The sequence below is a fragment of the Micromonospora sp. NPDC047074 genome, assembly GCF_040643815.1.
In the GTDB taxonomy this organism is placed as follows: domain Bacteria; phylum Actinomycetota; class Actinomycetes; order Mycobacteriales; family Micromonosporaceae; genus Micromonospora.
In genome coordinates, this window is sequence record NZ_JBEYVB010000004.1 from 70,007 (window position 1) to 91,085 (window position 21,079).

A 21,079-nucleotide genomic window follows, 5' to 3' on the forward strand; every position below is an offset into this window, starting at 1 on the left:
CTTACTGGCTACCGGCGCTGTGCCCGGTTTCCGGTGCCCGCGTTTCCTGGCTGAATCTTTCGGCAGTGGCGTTAGCGGTGTCATGGCTGTACGGGCTGGGCCAGTGATCGGACCAGGCGCTCGCCGTCGGGCCACGCACCGAACCCCGTCTTGGAGTCCAGGTGCCCGACGGCGCCCGCGTCGAACAGTTCCGAGCCCCAGTCTCGCGCGTACGCTTCGAACTGCTCGAACGTGGTGATTGGATCGTTGCGGCTGGCGACCAGGATCGAGCGGAAGGGCAGTGGCTCGCGTGGCACGTGGTCGATGAAGACATCGACCGGCTCGCCAGGGTCGGGAGTCCAGTCCGGATCCAGGTACGGTGGTGTGACCAGTAGAGCGGCACGGACGGGACCGACGTGCTCTTTGGCCCAGGCGGCAACGGTCAGGCATCCAGCACTGTGTGCGATGAGGATCGCCGGCTCACCGTCGGCGCTTATCGCAGCGTGTAGCGCGGCGACCCGTTCGGCGGCGACGTACGGTGGCCCGGGCGGCTCGGGCGCCCATTGGTACTCCGGGTGGTCCCTGACCCAGCCACGCGACCAGTGGTCGGGGAATGGAACTCCTCGACCGGGCACGACAAGGTGACGCGTCATGCGAGGAGGTTAACGCGACGATCCTCGGACTCGTGGGTGCGAAGGTCGTGGTTGAGTCGACGAAACCGAGCCGCAACGACGCCTTCACCTGGCAACTGACGGCGGCACCGAAGGAGTCGACACCAAGACCGAGGTCAACGGTCGGTCGGCCGCACCGCCCGCGCTCGACGGGCTCGCCGGTGCACCACGACCGGCACGAACACCACACCGGCAACTACCGCGATCAGGGCGGCGACCCACCACGACAACGCCGGAACCAGTAGCAGACCGAAGAACGACAGCGGTACGACCAACACGGCGTCCGCCACGCTGTGATCGGCCGACCAGCGTCGAACCCGCGAAGAGGCGAGGGCGGTAGCGCCCAGGAGCAGTCCATACGTCAACGTGGCCAGCACGCCCAGGACCGGCCCCCGCCGTTCGGTCATCTCGAATCCCACGAGACCGGCGAGGGCCAGGGCGCCGACGAAGCGCGCAGTCCGCCACGTCCGGCCAACGGATCGCGCGCTTCTGGTGGAGGGTGCCACGGCAGCATTATGACGAGATCTCGTGCGCTCCGCGTACGCCGGCGGGGCCGACACCCTTCGCGAAGGCCGGCCACCGGATCGAGCAGGCCGACGTCGAGCTGACGATTTTTCGTTTCCTGCCGTTCAATCTCGCATCGATCCGAGTTGTTAGGGTGCACCGACCGCCATCGATGGCGGCCTGGTGTGGAGGGAAGTCGATGCGCGAGACAGTAAACTGGTCGGCCCGTGCCCTGGGCGCTCTCGCAGGCGCCGTCGCGCTGGTGGCGGCTCTGCTGCCGGCCACTCCAGCCGCCGCGGCGAACACGGCCTTCAAGGCGGCGACGCTCAACATCTACTACGGACTGAGTCAGGCCGACTTCGCGCACGACCTCAACCTGATCGCGTCCAAGGCGGACCTCGTCGGGCTCAACGAGGTCGGCAACCGCAAGGCCTTCCTGGAAGGCTGGGCCGCCGACAACGGCTGGTGGCTGTACGCGCCAGGCGGGACGAACCAGGCCGGCGAGACGCTGATCGCCAGGAAGAACATGTTCGACGTCCTCGACAAGGGCTCGATCTTCGTCTGTGACACCAACGGTCCGGGCGAGGTACCACCCGCGCGGTACAACAACTGGGTCACGTACCGGCACAAGACCAGCGGCCGCACCGTGACGCACATCAACGCCCACGCGGTGGCCGGCATCGAGGCCGCCGGTCAGCCGCAGGACCTGCCGCGCACCAGGTGCGCCGAGGCCCAGTTCCAGGCTCTGAAGGACCTGGCGGTCGCCAAGCAGGGCACGGGCCAGGTCATCGTCAGCGGTGACCTCAACGTCGACTTCAGCGCCGACCGGAGCTACGGGTACGCGAAGTTTCCGTGGCAGGTCTTCGAGGCCAACGAGCTGCCGAACCTGCGCTCCAACTACAACCTCTACGGTGAGCAGGGCACCGGGACGCACGGCAACCGGCACATCGACTACGTCTACTTCTGGAAGCGGCTGCCGGATTACCAGCGCATGTGGATGACCGGTTACGACATCGTCGGTGGCACCAGGTCCGACCACAACGGGGTCGTCGCGACGTTCTCCATCCAGAGCTGACGTACCCGTTTTCGTCGGCAACGGAGTCCGCTCGCGCCCCGCTTGACGAGGCCGGGCAGGAACCGTTGCCGGCGAGAGCAGAGCGTTGCGGGAGTCTGCTCCACAACGACTGTCTTGCGGACGACCCGGGTGGCGGTCGGTGCCGATGATCGTCATCCTGGCCACCAGCAGGGCATCCGGCCAGCAGCTATCGATCTCCGGCCGGAGCCGGCTCGCCGCCGGCCGGCGCCTTCAGCCCGGCTATGCCGGGCCGTCGCTGCCACGGCCAACGACCCTCCAGTTCGACTTCGAGGGTGACGCTGAGAAAGGTCCGGACCGCCACGATGAGGGCTAGCACCCCGACGCTGTAGAAGGTCGGCGACACCGCCACGGTGCGGATGATGTCGCCGGCCACCAGCAGTTCCAGTCCCAGCAGGATCGCGCGGCCCACCCCCTGTCGGTAGGGCCGGTACGCCGCCGTCGGCCGCCGGGTCCGCCAGCAGCTCAGCAGGAACCTGATCGAGGCGATGGCCACCCCGATTGCGATGACCAGTACACCGGCCAGGTCGAGGAGATATCCGACCCCATCGACGATCTCAGTTCTCGACACTGCTCACTCCAGCGCGCGCTCGTGCTGGCCGTCCTGACCGTCCGTCGGGCGCCGAAAGTTCATGATGCCGGATCCGATTGGGCTTGACCGCAGGTTTCACGTCTCCGCCTCGACAGCCCTCCGGTCGGGTAACGAGGGCGTCAGCGTCGGGTGTGGCGCACCAGTCGTTCCACAAGCACTGACGGCGCGCCAGCGGGGAGACGCGGTGGGGGTGGCGACGGCACCGCCCCCGCTGTCACGTCCGGGGAGCGACGCCGGCGGGGCGAAACGTCGGCATTGGCGGTTGGTGAACGACTGCTATCCCGGGCGGCGGCCGGCCGCGATCATTGCCCGGAGATAGATATGAGCCAATCTCACCTCCGGGTGGAGCGCCCGGGCGCGGAGGGCGAGATGTCGGCACGGCAGCCGGGCGTACCGAAGGCCCGACTCCGCGTCCCCGGAGGAACTCTCATGCCCCGTCCCCCACTCCGCGCCCGGCTCGCGGCGCTCACCGCCGCGGCCCTGACCGCGAGCGTCCTGACCGTCACCCCGCCGGCACCGGCGCTGGCCGCCAGCCCGTTCGCCGCCAACGACTACTGCCTCGGCCAGTGCGCCGACATCCTGCCCCCCGGGCAGAACGGCAACGCCACGCTGGCCGCCATCCTGGCCCACCAGGCGCTCGGCACCCGCCCCGCGCACTCCAGCGACCAGCTCGACGAGTACGCGAACCTGGTCTACAACTACGCCGGGCTGACCGACGAGCAGATCGCCCACTTCTTCAACGACGCCTCCTTCGGCGTCCCCGCCGCGCAGGTCGAGAGCACCGTCTCGCCGCGCGCCGACGTCACCATCGTGCGGGACAAGGCCACCGGGGTCCCGCGCGTCACCGGCACCACCCGCGCCGGCACCATGTTCGGCGCCGGCTACGCCGGGGCCCAGGACCGGCTCTGGGTGATGGACCTGCTGCGGCACGTCGGCCGCGGCAACGTCACCTCGTTCGCCGGCGGTGCCCCCGGCAACCGGGAGCTGGAGCAGAGCGTCTGGGCCAACTCGCCCTACACCGAGGCGGACCTCCAGGCCCAGGTCAACGCGCTGCGCACCAAGGGCGCCCGGGGCCAGCAGCTCTACACCGACGTGGTCGACTACATCGCCGGCATCAACGCCTACATCGACAAGTCGATCGCCGACGACAACTACCCTGGCGAGTACGTGCTCGCCGGCGCCGGCAAACCGAAGCACTTCACCATGACCGACCTGATCGCCACCGCCGGGGTGATCGGCGGCCTCTTCGGCGGGGGCGGCGGCAGCGAGATCCAGTCCGCGCTGGTCCGGGTGGCCGCCCGGGCCAAGTACGGCGCGACCGAGGGCGACCGGGTGTGGGCGGCGTTCCGGTCGCAGAACGACCCGGAGACCGTGCTGACCCTGCACGACGGGCAGAGCTTCCCGTACGGCGCGACGCCGCCCGGCGCGACCAGCGCGGTGCTCCCCGACGCCGGCACGGTGGTCGCCGAGCCGCTCGCCTACGACCAGACCGGCGGGGCCGCCGCGCGCACCGGCGCCAGCACCGCCACCCAGGAGCTGATCGGCGGCCTGGCGAACCTGCGCGCGCACGGCATGTCCAACGCGGTCGTGGTCTCCGGGCGGCACACCACCACCGGCAACCCGGTCGCCGTGTTCGGCCCGCAGACCGGCTACTTCGCCCCGCAACTGCTGATGCTCCAGGAGTTGCAGGGGCCGGGCATCAGCGCGCGCGGCGCCGCGTTCGCCGGGCTGAACCTCTACGTGCTGCTCGGCCGCGGCCAGGACTACGCGTGGAGCGCGACGTCGGCCTCGCAGGACCTCACCGACACCTACGCGGTGCGGCTGTGCACCACCGACGGCAGCGCGCCGACGCTGCGCAGCAACCGCTACCTCTACCACGGGCAGTGCCTGGCCATGGAGACGCTGGAGCAGCGCAACTCCTGGTCGCCGACGCTGGCCGACTCCACCCCGGCCGGGTCCTACACGCTGCGCGCGCTGCGCACCAAGTACGGGCTGGTCGCCTACCGGGGGCTGGTGAACGGGCAGCCGACCGCGTTCACCAAGCTGCGCTCCACCTACCGGCACGAGGCCGACTCGGCGATCGGCTTCCAGGCCTTCAACGACCCGTCGGCGATGGGCAGCGCGGCGGCGTTCCAGACGTCCGCCGCGAGCGTCGGGTACGCGTTCAACTGGTTCTACGTCAACTCCACCGAGGCGGCGTACTTCAACTCCGGCTCGAACCCGGTCCGCCCGGCCACCGTCGACCCGAACCTGCCGGCGAAGGCCGAGCCGGCGTACGAGTGGGTCGGCTGGAACCCGGACACCAACGAGGCCACCTACACCCCGCTCTCGGCCCACCCGCAGTCGGTCAACCAGGACTACTACGTGAGCTGGAACAACAAGCAGGCGCGGGACTTCGGGGCGGCGGACGGCAACTTCAGCTTCGGCTCCGTACACCGGGGTCAGTTGCTCGACGGTCCGGTGCGCGCGGCGATCGCCCAGCGCAAGCTCGGCCGCGCCGACGTCGTGAAGATCATGGCGGACGCGGCGGTGACCGACCTGCGCGGCCAGCAGGTCCTCGGCGACCTGCTGCGGGTGCTGGACAGCGCGCCGGTCACCGACCCGGCACTGGCCGACGCGGTCGGCAAGCTGCGGGCCTGGCAGCAGGCCGGCGCCCGGCGGGTGGAGACCACGCCCGGCTCCAAGGTCTACCAGCACGCCGACGCCATCCGGATCTTCGACGCGTGGTGGCCGCTGCTCGCCTCGGCGCAGTTCCGCCCCGGCCTCGGGCCGGACCTCTACGCCGCGCTGGTCGACGCCATCGAGGTCAACGAGGCGCCGTCGGGCGGCCAGAACGGCGGGCGCGACGGCGCCGCGAGCTGGGCGTTGCAGGGCCAGGCGCACAAGGGCTCGTCGTTCCAGTACGGCTGGTGGGGCTACGTCGACAAGGACGTGCGCACCGTGCTCGGCGACCCGGTGGCCGGCGGCCTCGGGCGCGCGTACTGCGGTGGCGGAGACCTGGCCGCGTGCCGCACGGCGCTGCTCGGCGCGCTCGGGCAGGCGACGGCCGTGCCGGCCACCACCGTCTACCCGGGCGACAAGTCCTGCTCCGCCGGCGACCAGTGGTGCGCCGACTCGATCGCCCACTCCGGGCTCGGCGGCATCACCCACCCGGTGATCGCCTGGCAGAACCGCCCCACCTACCAGCAGGTCGTCTCGTTCCCGGCCCGCCGGGGCGACGACGTCACCAACCTGGCCCAGGGTCGCCCGGCCACCGCGTCGAGCACCCAGTTCCTGACCGGCAACACGCCGGACAAGGCGGTCGACGGCAGTCTGAGCAGCCGCTGGGCCAGCAGCTACAACGACAACCAGTGGCTCCGGGTCGACCTCGGGGCGGCCCGCACCGTCAGCCGGGCGGTGCTGCGCTGGGAGTCCGCGTACGGCACGTCGTACCGGATCGAGGTCTCCGGCGACGGCAACTCCTGGACGCCGGTGTTCGCCACCACCACCGGCAACGGCGGCGTCGACAACGCCACCTTCGCCCCGGTCGCCGCCCGCTACGTGCGGGTGTACGGGCTCAAGCGGGCCACCTCGTACGGGTTCTCGCTACACGAGTTCGAGGTCTACGGCCGGTGACGCCGACGGCCGGCCGGCGGGAACCCTCCCGCCGGCCGGCCGAGGGACAGGAGCAGGCCGGCGGCGGCGAGGGCGGCTCCGGCGGCGGCGGTGTACGCGGGGAGCTGGGCGGGGATGCCCAGGTGCACGGTGATGCCGAGGATGCGGGACAGGCCCCAGGGCAGTAGCGCGAGCTGGTCGTTCCACACCGTCAGCGCGCGTTCCAGGCCCACCACCGAGACCAGGGCGGACAACACGCCGAGGGGCACGCCCGCGGCGGTGAGGGTCAGCCCGACGGCGCTTCGACGGCGCAGCCCGTACCGGTCCCGCAGGACCACGGCGGCGGCCACGAACAGCCAGCAGAACGCCGCGAACGCGACGGTGACGTACGCCGCCCGCAGACCAGGCGCGGTCCAGAAGGCGAACCAGTACCCGCCCGGTCCGCGCCCGGCGAGCGCGGCCAGCAGCAGCACGCTGCGCAGCAGCGCGACGCCGCCGACCACGGCCCACAGGTGGAACGGGTCCCGCCGGCCGACGACGAGGCGTACGACGAGGGCGAACAGCGCCCACCCGCCGAGGGTGACCAGCAGGTGCGCCGGCGCGGCGAACCAGGTCAGCACGAGCCGGCTCGCGGCCAGCACCACGGCCGGGACCAGCCACACCAGCACCCGGTCGGCCCGCGCCCCGGGCGTCGGCAGCGCGGCGACCCGCCACGGCCGGAGCGCGCCGAGCAGCAACCCGCGCGCGGCGGCCGCGCCGGACCCGCGCCCGCGCAGGCCGAGCAGCACCACGAGCAGGATCGACCCGAGCAACGCCCGGGCCGCCCAGGCCATCGCCGGGTCCCGGTCGGCGCGCCGCGCCCCGAGGTCGGCGGCGGTGAAGTTGTACGCGGGCAGGTCCAGGTCGGCGCCGTAGCGCTGCCGGTGCGCGTCGCGTGCGTCGTGGTACGCCGCCGCGGCCAGCCGCCAGTCGTGGCGGGCGGCCGGGGAGCCGGTGTCCAGCCACTGCGCGTGCCGCAGCACCATGGCCCGGTACGCGCCCAGCGTCTCGAACAGGTCGACCTGGTAGTCGAGCGTCGCGGTGAAGCGCCCGCGCAGTTCGGCGTCCCGCCAGGTCGCCGGGTCGGTCGCGGCGACCAGGTCGCGCATGCGCCGGGCCAGCGCGACGGCCTGCGTGCCCTCCTCGATCGCCTGGTCGACGCGGCCGCCGGTCACCGCGTAGATGCTGTCCAGCGCGGCGGAGTCGCCGGTCGGGATGTCCCACTCGAAGATCCACATCATGGGCGGCGGTTCCAGCCCGAGCGCCCGCACCGACCGGTCGGCGTACGGGCCGATGTAGAGGCCCTTGGTGACCGCCTGCCGGGACAGCGCCATGGCCTGCCCGATCGCGGCGACGGTGGCCGGGTCGCCGGAGAACGTGCGGTACGCCCAGTCCGCCGTGACCTGCGCCGGGTCGGCGTGCGGGTCCCAGGCGAGGCGGCCGACGGCGTACGTGTTGAGCTCGTAGAGCTGCCAGAAGCCGGCGCGCAGGTGCAGCGACATCGGCCCGGCGCGCAGCGGCCCGCCGTCCTGGGTCCAGTTCCAGACGCCCTCGACGTTCGGGTTGGCGGCGAGGAACGCGCGCAGCGCCTGGCGGTGCAGCGGGCCGAGATCGTTGGGCAGCGAGCCGAACGCCTCGAACTCGCGCCGGGCCTGGAACTCCACGATGCGGCGGTGCCCGCCGCCCAGCAGGGTGGTGTTCAGTGGCAGGTGGCTGTAGAAGTCGCCCAGGGTGTACTTGGTGGACACGATCAGGTGCGGGTCGTCGAGCCCGCCGAGCACCCGCTCGTACGACTCCGGGTTGGTGTGCAGGTCGCCGACGGCACCGACGCCCACCGTCCAGGTGCGGAAGATGATCTCCTTGCCGGCCCGGCCAGCGGTGTCCAGCAGCGCCCGCAGCATCGCGCGCACGGACGTCTCCGTGGTGACGGCGAGTTTTGACGAGTAGTCCCAGCCGGCCCCGGCGTACACCTCGCCGCCCTCGCCGACGCGGACCATCAGGCCGTCGACGAACGGCATGCTCTCGAACAGCTCGGCCAGACCGGCCTGGTAGACCGCCCACAGCCGCGGGTCGGCCACGTCGAGGCCGCCGACGGTCCGCGTCAGGTACGCCTCCAGCGGGGGCGACACCGCGAGCATGTCGGTCAGCAGGAAGACCCGCACGCCCATGTCGTCGGCGTACCGGAAGACGGGGCCGAACGCCGCGACCATCGCACGCGCGCGGTCGACGTGCGGGTCGCCGGGCGGGTAGACCGCGCGCCCGTCGCCGACCTTCGCGAACGTGACGTACTCCAGGAAGCCGGGCACGACGATGCCGTTGAATCCCTGCGCCACCGAGTGGTCGACGAACTGCCGGAACTGCGCGTCGATGCGGGCCACCGCGTCGGCGTCCACCCACGGCGCGCCAGGCAGCACCGCCGACCCGACCACGTCGGTGTTCAGGCCGTAGTCGTCGCCGGCGGCGAAGGCGGCCGGGTCGGGCTCGCGCCCCACCGAGCCCGCGTCGGTCAGCCGCAGGCCGAGCCGGGGGAGGACCACCCGACCCGCGTCCGCCGCGGGGAGCGCCTCGGCGCCGGAGCGGATCCGGTCGGCCAGCCGGTACATCCCGGCCGCCACGCCCGCGACGTCGCCGCCCTGGACGGCCAGTTCGGCGCCGTGCACGTCGAGCCGGTACGACTCGGGCGACCCGCCGAGGGTGGCCAGCACGCCCGCCCGCAGCGTGGTCACCGCCGACAGGTCCGGGGCCGTGCCGCGCGCCGCGCCGGTGCCCGGCGCGGCCGTCGCGGACCTGGCCGGGCGCGGCGCGGTGGGGGCGAGCACCGGCCGGGGCAGGCCGCGGGAGACGACCGCGTCGGCGACGGCGGCCGCGGCCTTCCTGACGCGCGGCTCGTCGGGCACGACGAGGGACACCAACGGCGGGACCGGTGCGGGCGTCCGCGCCGGCGCGGCGACGGCGTCCTCGCGCGGCACGGCGGCGGGGGAGTGGCTCAGCCCCAGCATGTCGCCGACCCCCCAGGCCGTGGCCGCGCCGAGCGCCAACAGGACCGCCGCGGCGACGAGCAGCGGGTACGGCCTGCGGAACCGAGCGACGTGAGTCACGCTCGCATGGTAGTGGCCCGCCGGCCCCGTCCTCGGCGTGCGGAAGCGCTTCCTCGGTACGTCCGGCTGGGGTTCGCCTGACCCGGACCGGCGGTCAGAGCTGCACCGGAACGTCAATCACCTGGATCGGCTCCTGTTCCCAGGCCGCCAGCAGACCGTTTACCACTTCGACCGTGTCCGTCCAGCCGGCACGGCCACTCAGGCCGGCGGCCAGCAGGGTCGACGGGACCTGCCCGGCGCGCAGCAGCTGCTGCCAGCCCGCGACGTCGAGCTGCAGGTATTCCAGCGCGGGCAGCTCGGTGACGGCGGGAAGGTCGGCGACGACGGCGGATTCGGTGACCAGGGTGCGCAGCCGGTGGCCGGCCAGCGCGGACAGGTCCGAGGGTGCGGCTCCGGCTCTGATGTACAGCACCTCGGTCGTCGGCTGGACATCGGCGAGTGTCCTGCCGCTGCGCGATCCGGCCCGCACCAGCAGCCCGCCTTCCGGACCCAGCTTCGCCAGGGTGGTGGGCCGCTCGGTGAGCAGCTCGGTCAGCGAGGGCGCCAGCCAGCGGGCGCCAGCCGACATCTCGTGGTCCACGAACAGCACCTGGCCGAACGTCCCCTGCGGCCCGGGGGCGAGGTCGACGACGTACAGGTTGCCGCCACCGTCATCTCCGACCACGAACCACGCTGGCGAGGCTGCCAGCTGCTGCATCCGGCCGTGCGGATCGGGCGCGACGACCTCGGTCGCGCCATACCTCCAGGACAGGTATCGGGCCTGCGGTTCCAGACAGGCGCGGGCGGCGGCGTCGGCCAGCGGCACGATCCGCAAGCCGTGAAGACGATCCCGGTCGGCGGGCTGCAGGACCAGGGTGCCCTCGGCCGCGGCGAGGAAGAGCGCCCGGACGTCATCGGGCAGTGCGACGCCGAGGTCCGCCTCCGCTGCGGCCAGCTCCGACGGGTCGGCCGGCCGCGCGTCCGGCAGCAGCTGTCGGACCAGCGCGGTGACTGTGGCCGCGTCGGCGCCGGGGGAGGAGGCCACGTCGTAGCGGACCGGCTCGCGGCGGTACGGCTCCGGATGCGCTCCGGCGACCAGGTGCACGTCCTCCAGCAGGTCGCTGCCCATCCCGAACGAAACCTGCGGCGCGCTGGGGACGATGCTCACCGTTGCCGCCCCGGAGTGCGTCGTGACGCCGCGCACCGCGACGGCCTGCCCGCCGGTCAGCTCGGTCAGCGATCTGAGCATGTCCGTCGGCCGCTCACCCCGCTTCAGGTCCAGCCCGAGGAGGCGGTGGTCGCCGTCGTAGGTGATCGAGCCGCCGAACGCGCCCGGCGCCATCGTGCCGCGGAACTCGGCCTTCCCTGCCTCGGGGGGCATGCTGTTGCGCAGCGCGGTCACGAACGGACGCCAGGCATCGGCCTGAAACAGCGTAGCGTCGATCATCGCCTGATCGTAGGCGGCGGGTCGGCGCCCGCGTCGGCCGCCGACGGCGGCCTCGCCCCTCGGCCAGCATCCAGTCGCGGTGTTCGCGGGCGGTGAGACGGCGGTTTCGGCATCCGCGGGGCAGGGCAATGATCGGAGCCGACGACAGGAAACTCCTGGAGGGACGGCTCCCCGTGGAAGTCACCGGCTTCTTCACCGCGATCATCATCGGCCTCATCATCGGCGGGCCGGGCCGACTGGTCGTACCCGGCAAGCAGCACATCCCATCTGGCTGACCCTGCTCATCGGTGTGGTCGCCGCGATTCTCGGCACCCACGTCGCCGGTGCGCTCGGTGTCGACGACACCGCCGGCGTCGACTGGATCGAACTGGCCATCCAGGTCGTCTTCGCCGCGATCGGCGTGGCCATCGCCGCCGGCGCCTACGGCCGCCGCCGCATCCACTGACCGTCACACCATCAGTACCGCCGGCACCTGCGGCACCAGCCCGCCGCGCCGCTGGCACACTGACCACCCACACCATGACGTACGACGAGAGGGAACAACTGATGGCGGCGGAGGGCAGCACCAAGGCCGTGGTGACGGCGCTGGTCGCGAACCTGGGCATCGCGGTGAGCAAGTTCGTCGCCGCAGCGGTCACCGGGTCGGCGTCGATGCTCGCCGAGGGCGTGCACTCGGTGGCGGACTCCACGAACCAGGCGCTGCTGCTGGTCGGCGGCAAGCGCGCCCGCCGCGCCCCGTCGGCGCTGCACCCGTTCGGGTACGCCCGCGAACGCTACGTCTACGCCTTCATCGTTGCGATCATCCTGTTCACCCTCGGTGGCCTGTACGCGCTCTACGAGGGCTACCACAAGATCACTGATCCCCACGAGCTGACCTCACCGCTGATTGCCGTCGCCGTACTGGTCATCGCGATCGCGCTGGAGAGCTACGCCATGTACACCGCCGTCAAGGAGGCCAACAAGGTCCGCGGCAACCGAGGCTGGGTCTCCTTCGTACGCCACGCCCGCGCCCCCGAACTGCCAGTGATCCTGCTCGAGGACGCCGGAGCCCTGCTCGGCCTGATCTTCGCGCTGTGCGGGGTCGGCCTCAGCGTGCTCACCGGCAACGCCATCTTCGACGGCATCGCCACCCTGTGCATCGGTGTCCTGCTCGTCGCCATCGCCGTCGTCCTCGCCGTCGAGACCAAGAGCCTGCTCATCGGAGAGGCCGCCCTGCCCGAAGAAGTCGCCGCGATCCACACCGAACTGGTGTCCACCCCCGGCGTCGATCGGGTCATCCACCTGCGCACCCTGCACCTGGGGCCGGAAGAACTCCTCGTCGTGGCGAAGATCGCCGTCGGCACCGCCGAGCAGGGTGCCGACGTCGCCGCCACCATCGACGACGCCGAGGCGCGGATCCGGCGGGCCCTACCCACCGCCACCACGATCTACCTCGAACCCGACATCGACCGACAGCGCCTACGCACCAACCTGACCCGTTGAGGCTGGTTCAGGACCAGAGTCGGGGGTGAGGGGCGATGACGTCCCAGGCCCCGTCAGCGGCCACCAGGGCGGGGACCCTGCCGGTACGCCGAGGCCAGCCGAACGAAGCCTTCCGCAAGCGTCACCTGCGGTGACCAGCACAGTGCCTCTCGGGTCCGGCGTTGGTCGAACCAGTGTGCGGTGGACAACTGCTCGGCCAGGAACCGGGTCATCGGCGGTTCCTCAGTACGCCGAAGTGCCGACCACAGCCACTCCACTGCGGTGCCGCCGGCCTTCGCCACGGCCACCGGCACCCGAAGCCTCGGCGGCGCCGTGTCGGCGGCGACGCAGATCCGGTCGATGAGTTCGTGCACTGTCCGCGGCTCACCGTTGGTCACGACGAAGACCTGCCCGTGTACGCCGGCCTCGGGCGCCCGGTCGAGCGCGGCGACGAGGGCGTCGACGGCGTTACTGACGTACGTCGTGTCGATCAGGGCGGTTCCCTGGCCGACCAGTGCCAGCCGGCTGGCCCGGGCTCGCGCGACGATCCGGCCCACCAACTGGGTGTCGCCCGGTCCCCAGACCAGGTGGGGGCGGATCGCCACCACGGCGAAGTCGGGCGAGTCGGCGGCCAACGCGAGCAACTCAGCCGAGGCCTTGCTGCGGGCGTAGTGGCCCCGGGCCCGGTCCGGGTCGGCGGCGCCGGCACCGACGCCGACCAGGCCGGTGCCGTGGTGGGCCACCGACGGCGAGGACACGTGCACGAACCGCGTCACGCCGGCTGCCCGGGCGGCGGCGAGCAGGGTGGCCGTGCCACCGACGTTGGTGTGCTCGAACTGTTGCCACGGGCCGGTCATCGACACTTTCGCGGCCAGGTGGACCACGGCGTCGACCCCTTCAGCGGCCGCCCGTACGGCTTCCGGATCGGTGATGTCGCCGCGACGCTCGTCGACCCCGACCAGGCCGCTGGGCCGACGCTGCAGGACGCGTACCTCGTCGCCGCGCATCCGCAGAGCTGTGGCGACAGCGCTGCCGAGCATGCCGCTGGCACCGGTGACCAGGATCCTCACGGTCCGCTGATCCTTCCGCCAGCGAGCACTCGTTCCGCCCAGTGACGGAGCCGGGTACGGTCGATCTTCGAGTTGTGGCGGATGTCCGTCGGCAGGGACGGGACCACCAACACGGCCGCGACCGGCGGCGCGGCTGCGGTACGTACCGCGTCGGTGAGTTCTCGGCTGGCCAGTCGGGCACGGCGGGTCCCGGGCAGGGTCTCGGCGATGACCACGACCTTCGCCACACCGGGCGGTCCCACACCGACCACTGCGGCCCGCGCGATCTGCGGCAACGACTCGACCTGCTGCTCGATCCCGACCGGGCTGAGCACGCCGTCGGACGTGAGCAGGATATGGGCCAGTCGACCCTGCACCCACAGCCGGCCATCGGGATCCAGGCACCCTACGTCGCCGGTGCGGTGCCATCCGGGATTGCGAGAGCTGTCCCGCTCGGTCAGCCAGAGCCCGTCGTAACGATCCTTCACATGCCCGGCCCTGACCAGGATCTCGCCGGTCAGCCCAGGAGCGCAACCGGGTTGCTCGGAAGGCGTGCCGGTCGAGTCCAGGGCCGCGATCGCCACCTCAACACCGGGCAACGGCCGGCCGACGCAGACACCGTCACCCGGCTGGGCGTCGACGATCTCGTCGAGGGTGATGTCGGTGACCGGGAGGACCTCGGTCATCCCGTAGGGGGTGTGCGGCTGCGCCTTGGGCATCAACGCCCGCGTCTGGGCGAGCAGCGCGGCGGGCACCGGCGCGCCCGCGCTGAGCAGCAGTGTCACCCCCTCCAACGCGGTGCGCTGGCGATCGTCCAGCACGTCGCCGGTGTCGACCACGTTGCGTAACGCGGCCGGTGACGCGAACACCGCCGAACCGTCGACCGCGGCTGTCGCCTCAGCGAGAGCGGTGGCGGTCAACGTCCGTGGTGCGGTGACGCTCATGTCCGGGATCGCCGAAGGGGCACCGAGGGCCGGCCCGAACAGTGCGAATGGCGCGAACGCCGCCACGATTCCGGCGTCGGCGTTCACCCCGAGTCCGAGCAGCGCGTCACGCATCGCGGCGAGTTGGCGATGGGTGTAGACCACGCCCTTCGCCGGCCCGGTAGAACCGGAGGTGAACAACACGGCCGCGTCGTCGTCCGGGTCCGGCGTGGCCGGAAGTTCCACGACGCCGGCGCCGAGGCGGGCGAGCTTGCCCAGGGTGGGCACCCCCAACGCGGCGGCGCCAGGCCCGGCCCCGATCCGCCGTCCGGGCCAGCGCAGGGCCCGGGCGACGGCGAGTCCGCGGCCGATGGCGACCAGGTGCGAGGGGTCGGCGCTGCGCAGTGCCCGGCTCATGCCGGCCAGTCCCAGACCTGGATCGACCACCACGATCACCGCACCGATGCGAAGGCACGCGTAGATGGCGGCGGTCAGATCGGCGCCGGGCGGTACGAGTAGTGCCACCCGATCACCGCGACGCACTCCGGAGGCCGACAATCCGGCCCCGATCTCCCGGATCCGTTGCCACAACAAGGACCAGCTGACCTGCCGGCCGTTGTTCGCCAGCTCGACCAGGGCGACCGAGCGGTCCTCGGCACGCTCTGCCAATGCCGCCCACAGCGGACGCCATGGCACTGCCGCTTCCGGCGTCGGGGTCGGGTCGGCCGGCCGGCCGTCCAGGTCGACCAGCCACCGCGCGACCGCACCGGCGACATCGGCGTCCTCGGGGAGCAGGTGACCCGCGCCTTCGAACCGGTGCAACTGCGCATGCGGCAGCCGGTTCCGCAGGTCCCTCAGATGCACCTCGCCGAAGACCGGGTCGCGCGGCCCCCACAACAGCAGTGTCGGTGTCTCCGCCAGCGTGTGCAGACCCTGCGCGACCTCTTGCAGCGCCTGCCAGCTCGGGTGGTCGGGACTGAGCGGGATGTCCGCGACGAAGCCGCCGATCGCCGCCCGTCGGTCCACGCTGCGGTACGGAGCGAGATAGCCCTCTCGGACAGGCTCCGGCAGCCACGGATTCGCCAATGCGAGGGTGGCCTGCAGGAACGTCGGCGTCCGCACGGTCACCGCCGGCAGCACGCCGGGCAGTCGGGCCAGGCGGATCAGTGTGGGCGCCGGCGACCCACTCGGCTGGTGCACCGCGGTGTTGGTCAACACGACACCGCGTAGCTGATCACGGTGGCGCAGGGCCCAACCCAACGAGATGGACCCGCCCCAGTCGTGCCCGACCGTGACCACCGGCCCGGTCAGACCCAGCGCGTCGGTGACCGTGGTGAGGTCGTCGATCCGTTGCGCCAGCCCGCGTACGGTGCCGGTGCGCTCGGAGAACCCCATGTCCAGATGGTCCACGGCGACCACCCGCCACGGCGGTGCGTCAGCCCGCGCGAACCGGGCCAGCAGATGCCGCCACAGGTACGACCAGGTGGGATTGCCGTGCACGCACAGCAGAGTCCCGACCGGTCGGAACGCGCTACCGGAATCCGTAGCGGCGGTGTCCAGGACATGCCAGGTGCGCTGCACGCCCTGACTGTCCACCGCGGTGACCCACCGGGACCAGGCACCGTCCAGACCGGGCAGTCCGAGCGGCGGCACGGCGTCTCGACTGCTCACCACACGACCTCCAGAGCGCACGTGTTCAGGCCGGAGCCAACCCCCATGCACAGCACCCGGTCACCGGAGTTGAGTGATCCCGCGTGGTGGGCCAGAGTCAACGGCAGCGACGCCGGGCCGACGTTTCCCCACAGCGGGAACGTCTCCGGGACCTTCCGAGGGTCAAGGCCGAGCCGGCTGACGACTCCCTGCGTGTGGGCCACCGAGACCTGGTGCATGACATAGAGGTCCATGTTCTGCCAGTCCCACGACCCGGCGTGCGCCCACGTCGCCTCAGCGAGGCTCACACCCGCGTCGAGAAGACCCTTCGCATCGGTACGCATCCGCGTGTTGTCCCCGACGCACAGCTTGTGGTGTTGGGTGGCCGCCCGGCCCACACCGCCGATCAGCCGGTGCCCCTGCTGGTGGGCGTCCGCGGTAGCCAGCACCATCGCGGCCGCGCCCGAACCGAGGGTCAACGTGGCGAACTGCTCCCGGACGTCGTCCCGGGTGGAGTCGGATCTACGTAGCCGCTCGATCGTCGCCTGCTGGGCCTCACGGGAGCTCTCGCCCGCCACGATCAGCGCGTACCGGATCTGTCCGGCGTCGATCATGTTCGCAGCGACCTGGATCCCGTTGACGAACCCGAGGCAGGCGTTGGCGATGTCGAAGTTCAAGGCCGATGGCGGCAGGTCCAGCGCGTGGTGGATCGCCACCGCCGTCGACGGCTCCAGATGCGCTCGTGACACGGATGTGTTGATCAGCAGGCCGACGTCACGCGCGTCGACACCCGCCTCCGACAGTGCCTTGGCCCCGGCCATCGCCGCCGCGTCGGCGAATCCGAAGCCCTCCGGCCACCAGCGCCGCTCCTGGACGCCGGCGATCCGCTGAAGCATCCCCGGGCGCAGCCTCAACCGCCGGAAGGTCTCGCTCAGCTGCTCGTCGAACTGATCAGAGGTGACAACGACCGGCGCCTCCAAAGCCGCCACCGACAATATCGCCGTGTTCGTGTAGCGATACTCAGCGTTGCCATGCGTCATCCAGCCTCCGCCCGTCGCCCACCCTGAGGGCTCGAAGTTATCCACTCGGTCCCCCCATCCACCAATGGCCGATCGGCATCGCGGTGAACATCACTCACCCGCCCGCACGCATCCAGCACGTCTTCGCTCCATGGGAGCGCTCAGTAAGTAACCCGCCACTCCACGCCTTGTCGGCAGACGTCGCCGCCGACGGATCCGCGTCACCGTTCGGGAGCCCTTCCGCGTCTGGTGAGCCTGCCATCACAGGTGGGCGCCGAACCGTGCCCTGTCGAGTTCGTTCCGTCGGTGACAGGTCGGGGAGTTGCTGCGGAGCTGGCAGGCGAGAACCAGCGGCTGACCGGTCCGCCTGGGCGGCTTTTCGCCGCAGTGCAAGGTCAGGGCCTTCCACCTCGGGTGCTTCGGCCTGCGCGACGACCGGACTGTATCGGGCTGCGCTTAGCGGCGACAGTGCGCCGTGCTGCTCATCCTCGTGCGTGAGGCGAGCGCTGAAGGTGAGTGACGTCAAACGTCGTCGGACGTGTCGAGCACGGTCCAGTCGCGGCATTCCGGATGGGTGGCGCGGTGGTGACGTGCCCAGAGCCCGACGTCGCGTTCTTGCCTGCGTGGCGGAACGGCGGCTAGTTGCAGCCGACGCAGTAGGTGGAGGTTGGCGGGCAGTGCGGCGACGTCCGAGGCGCGGAGGCGGGGGTGGTCGACGATGAGTGCACCGTCGCGCATGGTCACGAGCGCGCGGTACTGGCGGAGATCGTCTGGGCCGTCGGGCCGGAAGAAGGTTTCGCCCTGGCGGCTGGGACGCAGGATGTGCCGCCCGTCCGGGTGGAGGTGATCGAGAAACCACTCAAGGAAGGCGGCGCGTACGGGCCCGTGGGTGGGGTCCTGGCGGTCGACCGCTCGGGCCTGACGCTCAAGGTCGGCAAGGGTGTTCGAGTCGACCGCGATGAACGTCCTCGGACCGCGAGGCCACTGCCAGCGCTTCCAGGTGGGCCGAGTGTCTGGTGCCGTCGCGGGCCGCGGCAGCCGTGGGGCTTGCTCCAGGAAAGAGGTATCGATACCGGCGTGGGCGAAGTGCGTGCGCAGCCAGGCCCGCTGGAAGTCGTTGGCGGTCTGCCAGGTCCAGACGAGTCCGTCGTACTCGCCAGCCGGCCGGGGCTTGTCGGCGCCGGGCAGGTTGTGGCAGACGTCAGCGATGAGTCTGATCTCGGTGAGGTGCCCGTCTGGATGCTTCGAGAAGTCGGGCCTCGACGCGAGGGCACGAATTTCGATCATCGCGGCTGAGAGCAACACGGCGATGGCCGCGCGCCGCTGATCGCGCGTCCATCCGCTGCTCGGTCTCCGGCGTAGGCGCACGACGAAACGGTATCGCCTCTGTCCCGGGCGCAGTCGCGGGTTGCCCTCAATCGATATTGATCTCTAGGCTGCCGCCGTCTGGTGGAGCACGGCGGGGACCAGTGACCACCGTGCCGGAAGTTCTTCACGCAGGGGAATCGTCGGTGCGAATCCGGCCGTCCCGACGGGCAACTGCCCTGACCAGCAACAGAGCTGGTCAGGGCTTCGGCAGTCAAGCTGTCATGGCTGCACGCCGATTGGCGTCAGTGGTTGTTCGGGCATGGTGAGTTGCGTAGGGGGAGCTCGGCGGGCATCAGTAGCGGCCGGTACGTCCGCACGGAGTCGATGAGCGTGCCGAAGTGAGAAGAGGCGTTCCCATCGAGATACCGCGTGGGTATCGTGACCTGCTCGATCGGGCAGCGGTTGCGGGCGGCGGCGACGAGGACGGCCATCTCGTAGTCGAAGCGTTCGCCCGGAATCGTCAGCAGCCATCGCACCAACTCGTGCGGGTATGCCCGCAGACCGGTCTGGGTATCGGACGCCGTCACGCCGGTTGTCGCCTTGAACAGGGCTCGTGTGATGGTGTTGCCGACGCGGCTGCGTAGCGGGACATCACCGTCGAACCGACGGACGCCGAGCACGATGCTCCTGGTGTCGCGCACCCGTTCGGCCAGGCGCAGGATGTCTGACGCACGATGCTGGCCGTCGGCGTCGGCGCACACCACGTCCTTTTCCGGGTGGGCTCGCAGTACGTACTGGTAACCCTCCTTGAGTGCGCTTCCCTTGCCGCGGTGGCGGTCCAGGCGCCGCAGTGTGCAGCCGAGGTCGCGCACCCGCCGCAGCAGGTGCGCCGAGTCCGTGCCGCTGCCGTCGTCCACCACGACGACAGGCATGTGTGCTGTCGACGTACGCAGATCAGAGACGAGTTCGACGAGCCTCTCGCCCGGCTGGTACACCGGCAGGACCACGACGGTCTGTGTCATGCCAACCTCCTCGACAGCGCACGACGCGCATCCACCGGCGATACCGGCGTTACCGGCGTGCACTTGGTGCCGGCACCTTTACCCCCTTCGCGAGTGGTCCTCACCCTGCCTTCTGCGCCCACCGACAACCACTGTGGTCGGTGCCACGGGGACGCGTCCATGCCGTCGACCGATGAGCCTCGCTGCCAGCGCGAGGAGCCGCCGCTCGCGGCGCAGCAGCCCGGCCGGGCTGCGTGCGCCCAGGAGGCACAGCCACGCCGCGGCGTGCAGCATGCGCGGTGACCAGAAGCGACCGACAGCGCTGGCATCCGGCACCGGAACGTCGAGCATCGCCCCAGTGGGAAGCCGGAGAATGCGCGCGGTGAGGAACCTGACGCGGGGCAGGTGCCAGGAATGGGAGACCAGGCCCAGCGGTTGTCGCGTGTCGAATGAGACGTCGGCGAGCAGTCCGTCCTCGACCGCGTAGAACACGTTTTCGAGGGTGCTCGTCGATCGCGTCTCGGACTTCAGGTCCGCGTACCGGCCGAGGCCGGCTGCCCGGGCCCGACTCAGCATCAGATCGCCCTCACAGCAGCCTGCCGGCGGCTTGTCATCGCAGCGGTGTCGCCCCGGCCAGCCACCGCTGAAGACGATGCGAGGTCGTGGGATCTGCGTGGCGCCGCTGCGGTAGGCGGCTCCGTTGGCGGCGACGTAGGCCACCGCCGTGTCGACGCGGGCGGCGCTTGCTGGCGTCAGCGTCCATTGCCCGTCGACTCGCTGCACGCCGCACCCGAACACCAGCAGCACGGGTGCAATCGAATCGCCGCCCCGCCCCCGGGGCGCCGGCCGACTGCTACGGATGCGCGCACGGATGACCACCCCACTACGCGTCACGACCGGCACCCCCAAGGTTGTTCCACACCGTCGCCGCCCGCGCCACCAGCCCGGACTGGACCAGCACCGCGAGACCCCTTCGGCTGCCCCCTCACACCAGCCGACCACACCACTCTGCTTTGCGAACGCACAACCGGCACCACCATCGACAACCAGTCGAACAGTGTGATGATCACCGCGCGCCACCCGGCGCCTTGAACGTCACCTGCACCGGCCCATCGACCAGGGCCCACCACGCGACCGGAGAAACCCACCGAATTCACAGTCGTAGTTGCGGGTGCACTCAGTGATGGCGCGATGGCGGAAGGTGGAGTTTCCGCACGGTCCGCAGTCCTGAAATGTGGCTGCTGTCGACATAGGTCGATTCTTGGCGCGGTCGTAGGTTTCCAGGACGCGACGACCATGTGACAGCGGTCACCTAATCTGGCAGTTGGCGACATGGTGTGCCGGAGCACCGTCGGGCCACAGCGCGGGTGCGGTTGCGCGTACGGCCGAGCACGTCAGTCTGAGGCCGGCGACGCTGTTGCTGTACGACTTGACAAGCCGCCTGCTGCTCGACTGGGAACTGTCGAACAGCAGGCGGTCCCTGACTTGCTCCACGAAAACGGCAGGCTTCATGCCTCGTGGGTGGTGATCGTTACTCAGGGAGTCCAGTCACCGATAATGATAGCGATCTCCAGGTTGAAGGCGAGGAAAACACCCGTCTCCTCCTGGAAGCTACCCATGGCCGTCACAGCCGGAGCCACATACGCTTCTTTCATCTTGTATCACCTCCTTC

The 21,079-nt window shown here is 71.0% G+C and carries 14 protein-coding genes and 1 pseudogene; 4 read left to right on the forward strand and 11 right to left on the reverse strand.

Annotation, left to right across the window (positions count from 1 at the left end; translation table 11 throughout):
* Nucleotides 1-80 precede the first annotated feature (80 nt).
* A complete protein-coding gene (locus tag ABZ809_RS08930; protein WP_357561895.1) occupies nucleotides 81-632 on the reverse strand; it encodes an alpha/beta fold hydrolase in 552 nt (183 codons plus the stop codon).
* A gap of 134 nt (nucleotides 633-766) precedes the next feature.
* Complete coding sequence (locus tag ABZ809_RS08935; RefSeq protein ID WP_357561896.1) at nucleotides 767-1,057, reverse strand: hypothetical protein; 291 nt, start codon at nucleotides 1,055-1,057, stop codon at nucleotides 767-769.
* A 296-nt stretch (nucleotides 1,058-1,353) separates the two neighbouring features.
* Here ABZ809_RS08935 and ABZ809_RS08940 point away from each other — a divergent pair, with 296 nt between their 5' ends.
* Complete coding sequence (locus tag ABZ809_RS08940; RefSeq protein ID WP_357561897.1) at nucleotides 1,354-2,229, forward strand: endonuclease/exonuclease/phosphatase family protein; 876 nt, start codon at nucleotides 1,354-1,356, stop codon at nucleotides 2,227-2,229.
* 187 nt (nucleotides 2,230-2,416) lie between these two features.
* Here the strand turns inward: ABZ809_RS08940 and ABZ809_RS08945 are convergent, their stop codons facing one another.
* Complete coding sequence (locus ABZ809_RS08945) at nucleotides 2,417-2,818, reverse strand: DUF1622 domain-containing protein (RefSeq protein ID WP_357561898.1); 402 nt, start codon at nucleotides 2,816-2,818, stop codon at nucleotides 2,417-2,419.
* A gap of 450 nt (nucleotides 2,819-3,268) precedes the next feature.
* Between ABZ809_RS08945 and ABZ809_RS08950 the strand changes: the two genes are divergently transcribed.
* On the forward strand, nucleotides 3,269-6,454 hold the full coding sequence (locus ABZ809_RS08950) for a penicillin acylase family protein (protein ID WP_357561899.1): 3,186 nt from the start codon (nucleotides 3,269-3,271) through the stop codon (nucleotides 6,452-6,454).
* Here ABZ809_RS08950 and ABZ809_RS08955 read toward each other — a convergent pair.
* Both ABZ809_RS08955 and ABZ809_RS08960 read right to left on the reverse strand, forming a co-directional pair.
* Nucleotides 6,442-9,570, reverse strand: coding sequence for a hypothetical protein (locus tag ABZ809_RS08955; RefSeq protein WP_357561900.1), 3,129 nt, complete (start codon nucleotides 9,568-9,570; stop codon nucleotides 6,442-6,444). The genes ABZ809_RS08950 and ABZ809_RS08955 overlap by 13 nt on opposite strands.
* A 94-nt stretch (nucleotides 9,571-9,664) precedes the next feature.
* On the reverse strand, nucleotides 9,665-10,996 hold the full coding sequence (locus ABZ809_RS08960) for an SMI1/KNR4 family protein (RefSeq protein WP_357561901.1): 1,332 nt from the start codon (nucleotides 10,994-10,996) through the stop codon (nucleotides 9,665-9,667).
* A gap of 173 nt (nucleotides 10,997-11,169) precedes the next feature.
* Between ABZ809_RS08960 and ABZ809_RS08965 the strand changes: the two are divergent.
* Nucleotides 11,170-11,441 (forward strand): annotated as a pseudogene (locus tag ABZ809_RS08965) (GlsB/YeaQ/YmgE family stress response membrane protein).
* Between the two features lie 101 nt (nucleotides 11,442-11,542).
* Nucleotides 11,543-12,478: a cation diffusion facilitator family transporter gene (locus tag ABZ809_RS08970; protein WP_357562087.1), complete on the forward strand. Its 936-nt coding sequence runs from the start codon at nucleotides 11,543-11,545 to the stop codon at nucleotides 12,476-12,478.
* A gap of 53 nt (nucleotides 12,479-12,531) precedes the next feature.
* Here the strand turns inward: ABZ809_RS08970 and ABZ809_RS08975 are convergent, their stop codons facing one another.
* From ABZ809_RS08975 to ABZ809_RS09000, 6 genes are all read right to left on the reverse strand, one after another.
* Nucleotides 12,532-13,527 carry an NAD-dependent epimerase/dehydratase family protein gene (locus ABZ809_RS08975; RefSeq protein WP_357561902.1) on the reverse strand — a complete coding sequence of 332 codons (996 nt, stop codon included), beginning with the start codon at nucleotides 13,525-13,527 and terminating at the stop codon, nucleotides 12,532-12,534.
* A complete protein-coding gene (locus ABZ809_RS08980; protein WP_357561903.1) occupies nucleotides 13,524-16,100 on the reverse strand; it encodes an alpha/beta fold hydrolase in 2,577 nt (858 codons plus the stop codon). The genes ABZ809_RS08975 and ABZ809_RS08980 overlap by 4 nt, the downstream gene beginning before the upstream one ends.
* On the reverse strand, nucleotides 16,097-17,119 hold the full coding sequence (locus ABZ809_RS08985; RefSeq protein WP_357561904.1) for a 3-oxoacyl-ACP synthase III: 1,023 nt from the start codon (nucleotides 17,117-17,119) through the stop codon (nucleotides 16,097-16,099). The genes ABZ809_RS08980 and ABZ809_RS08985 overlap by 4 nt, the downstream gene beginning before the upstream one ends.
* A gap of 501 nt (nucleotides 17,120-17,620) precedes the next feature.
* Nucleotides 17,621-18,385, reverse strand: coding sequence for a hypothetical protein (locus ABZ809_RS08990; RefSeq protein WP_357561905.1), 765 nt, complete (start codon nucleotides 18,383-18,385; stop codon nucleotides 17,621-17,623).
* Nucleotides 18,386-18,708: 323 nt separating this feature from the next.
* Nucleotides 18,709-19,428: a glycosyltransferase family 2 protein gene (locus tag ABZ809_RS08995; RefSeq protein ID WP_357561906.1), complete on the reverse strand. Its 720-nt coding sequence runs from the start codon at nucleotides 19,426-19,428 to the stop codon at nucleotides 18,709-18,711.
* A 78-nt stretch (nucleotides 19,429-19,506) separates the two neighbouring features.
* The gene (locus ABZ809_RS09000; RefSeq protein WP_357561907.1) at nucleotides 19,507-20,214 is read right to left on the reverse strand and encodes a YdcF family protein; all 708 of its coding nucleotides are present in this window, start codon (nucleotides 20,212-20,214) and stop codon (nucleotides 19,507-19,509) included.
* Nucleotides 20,215-21,079 lie beyond the last annotated feature (865 nt).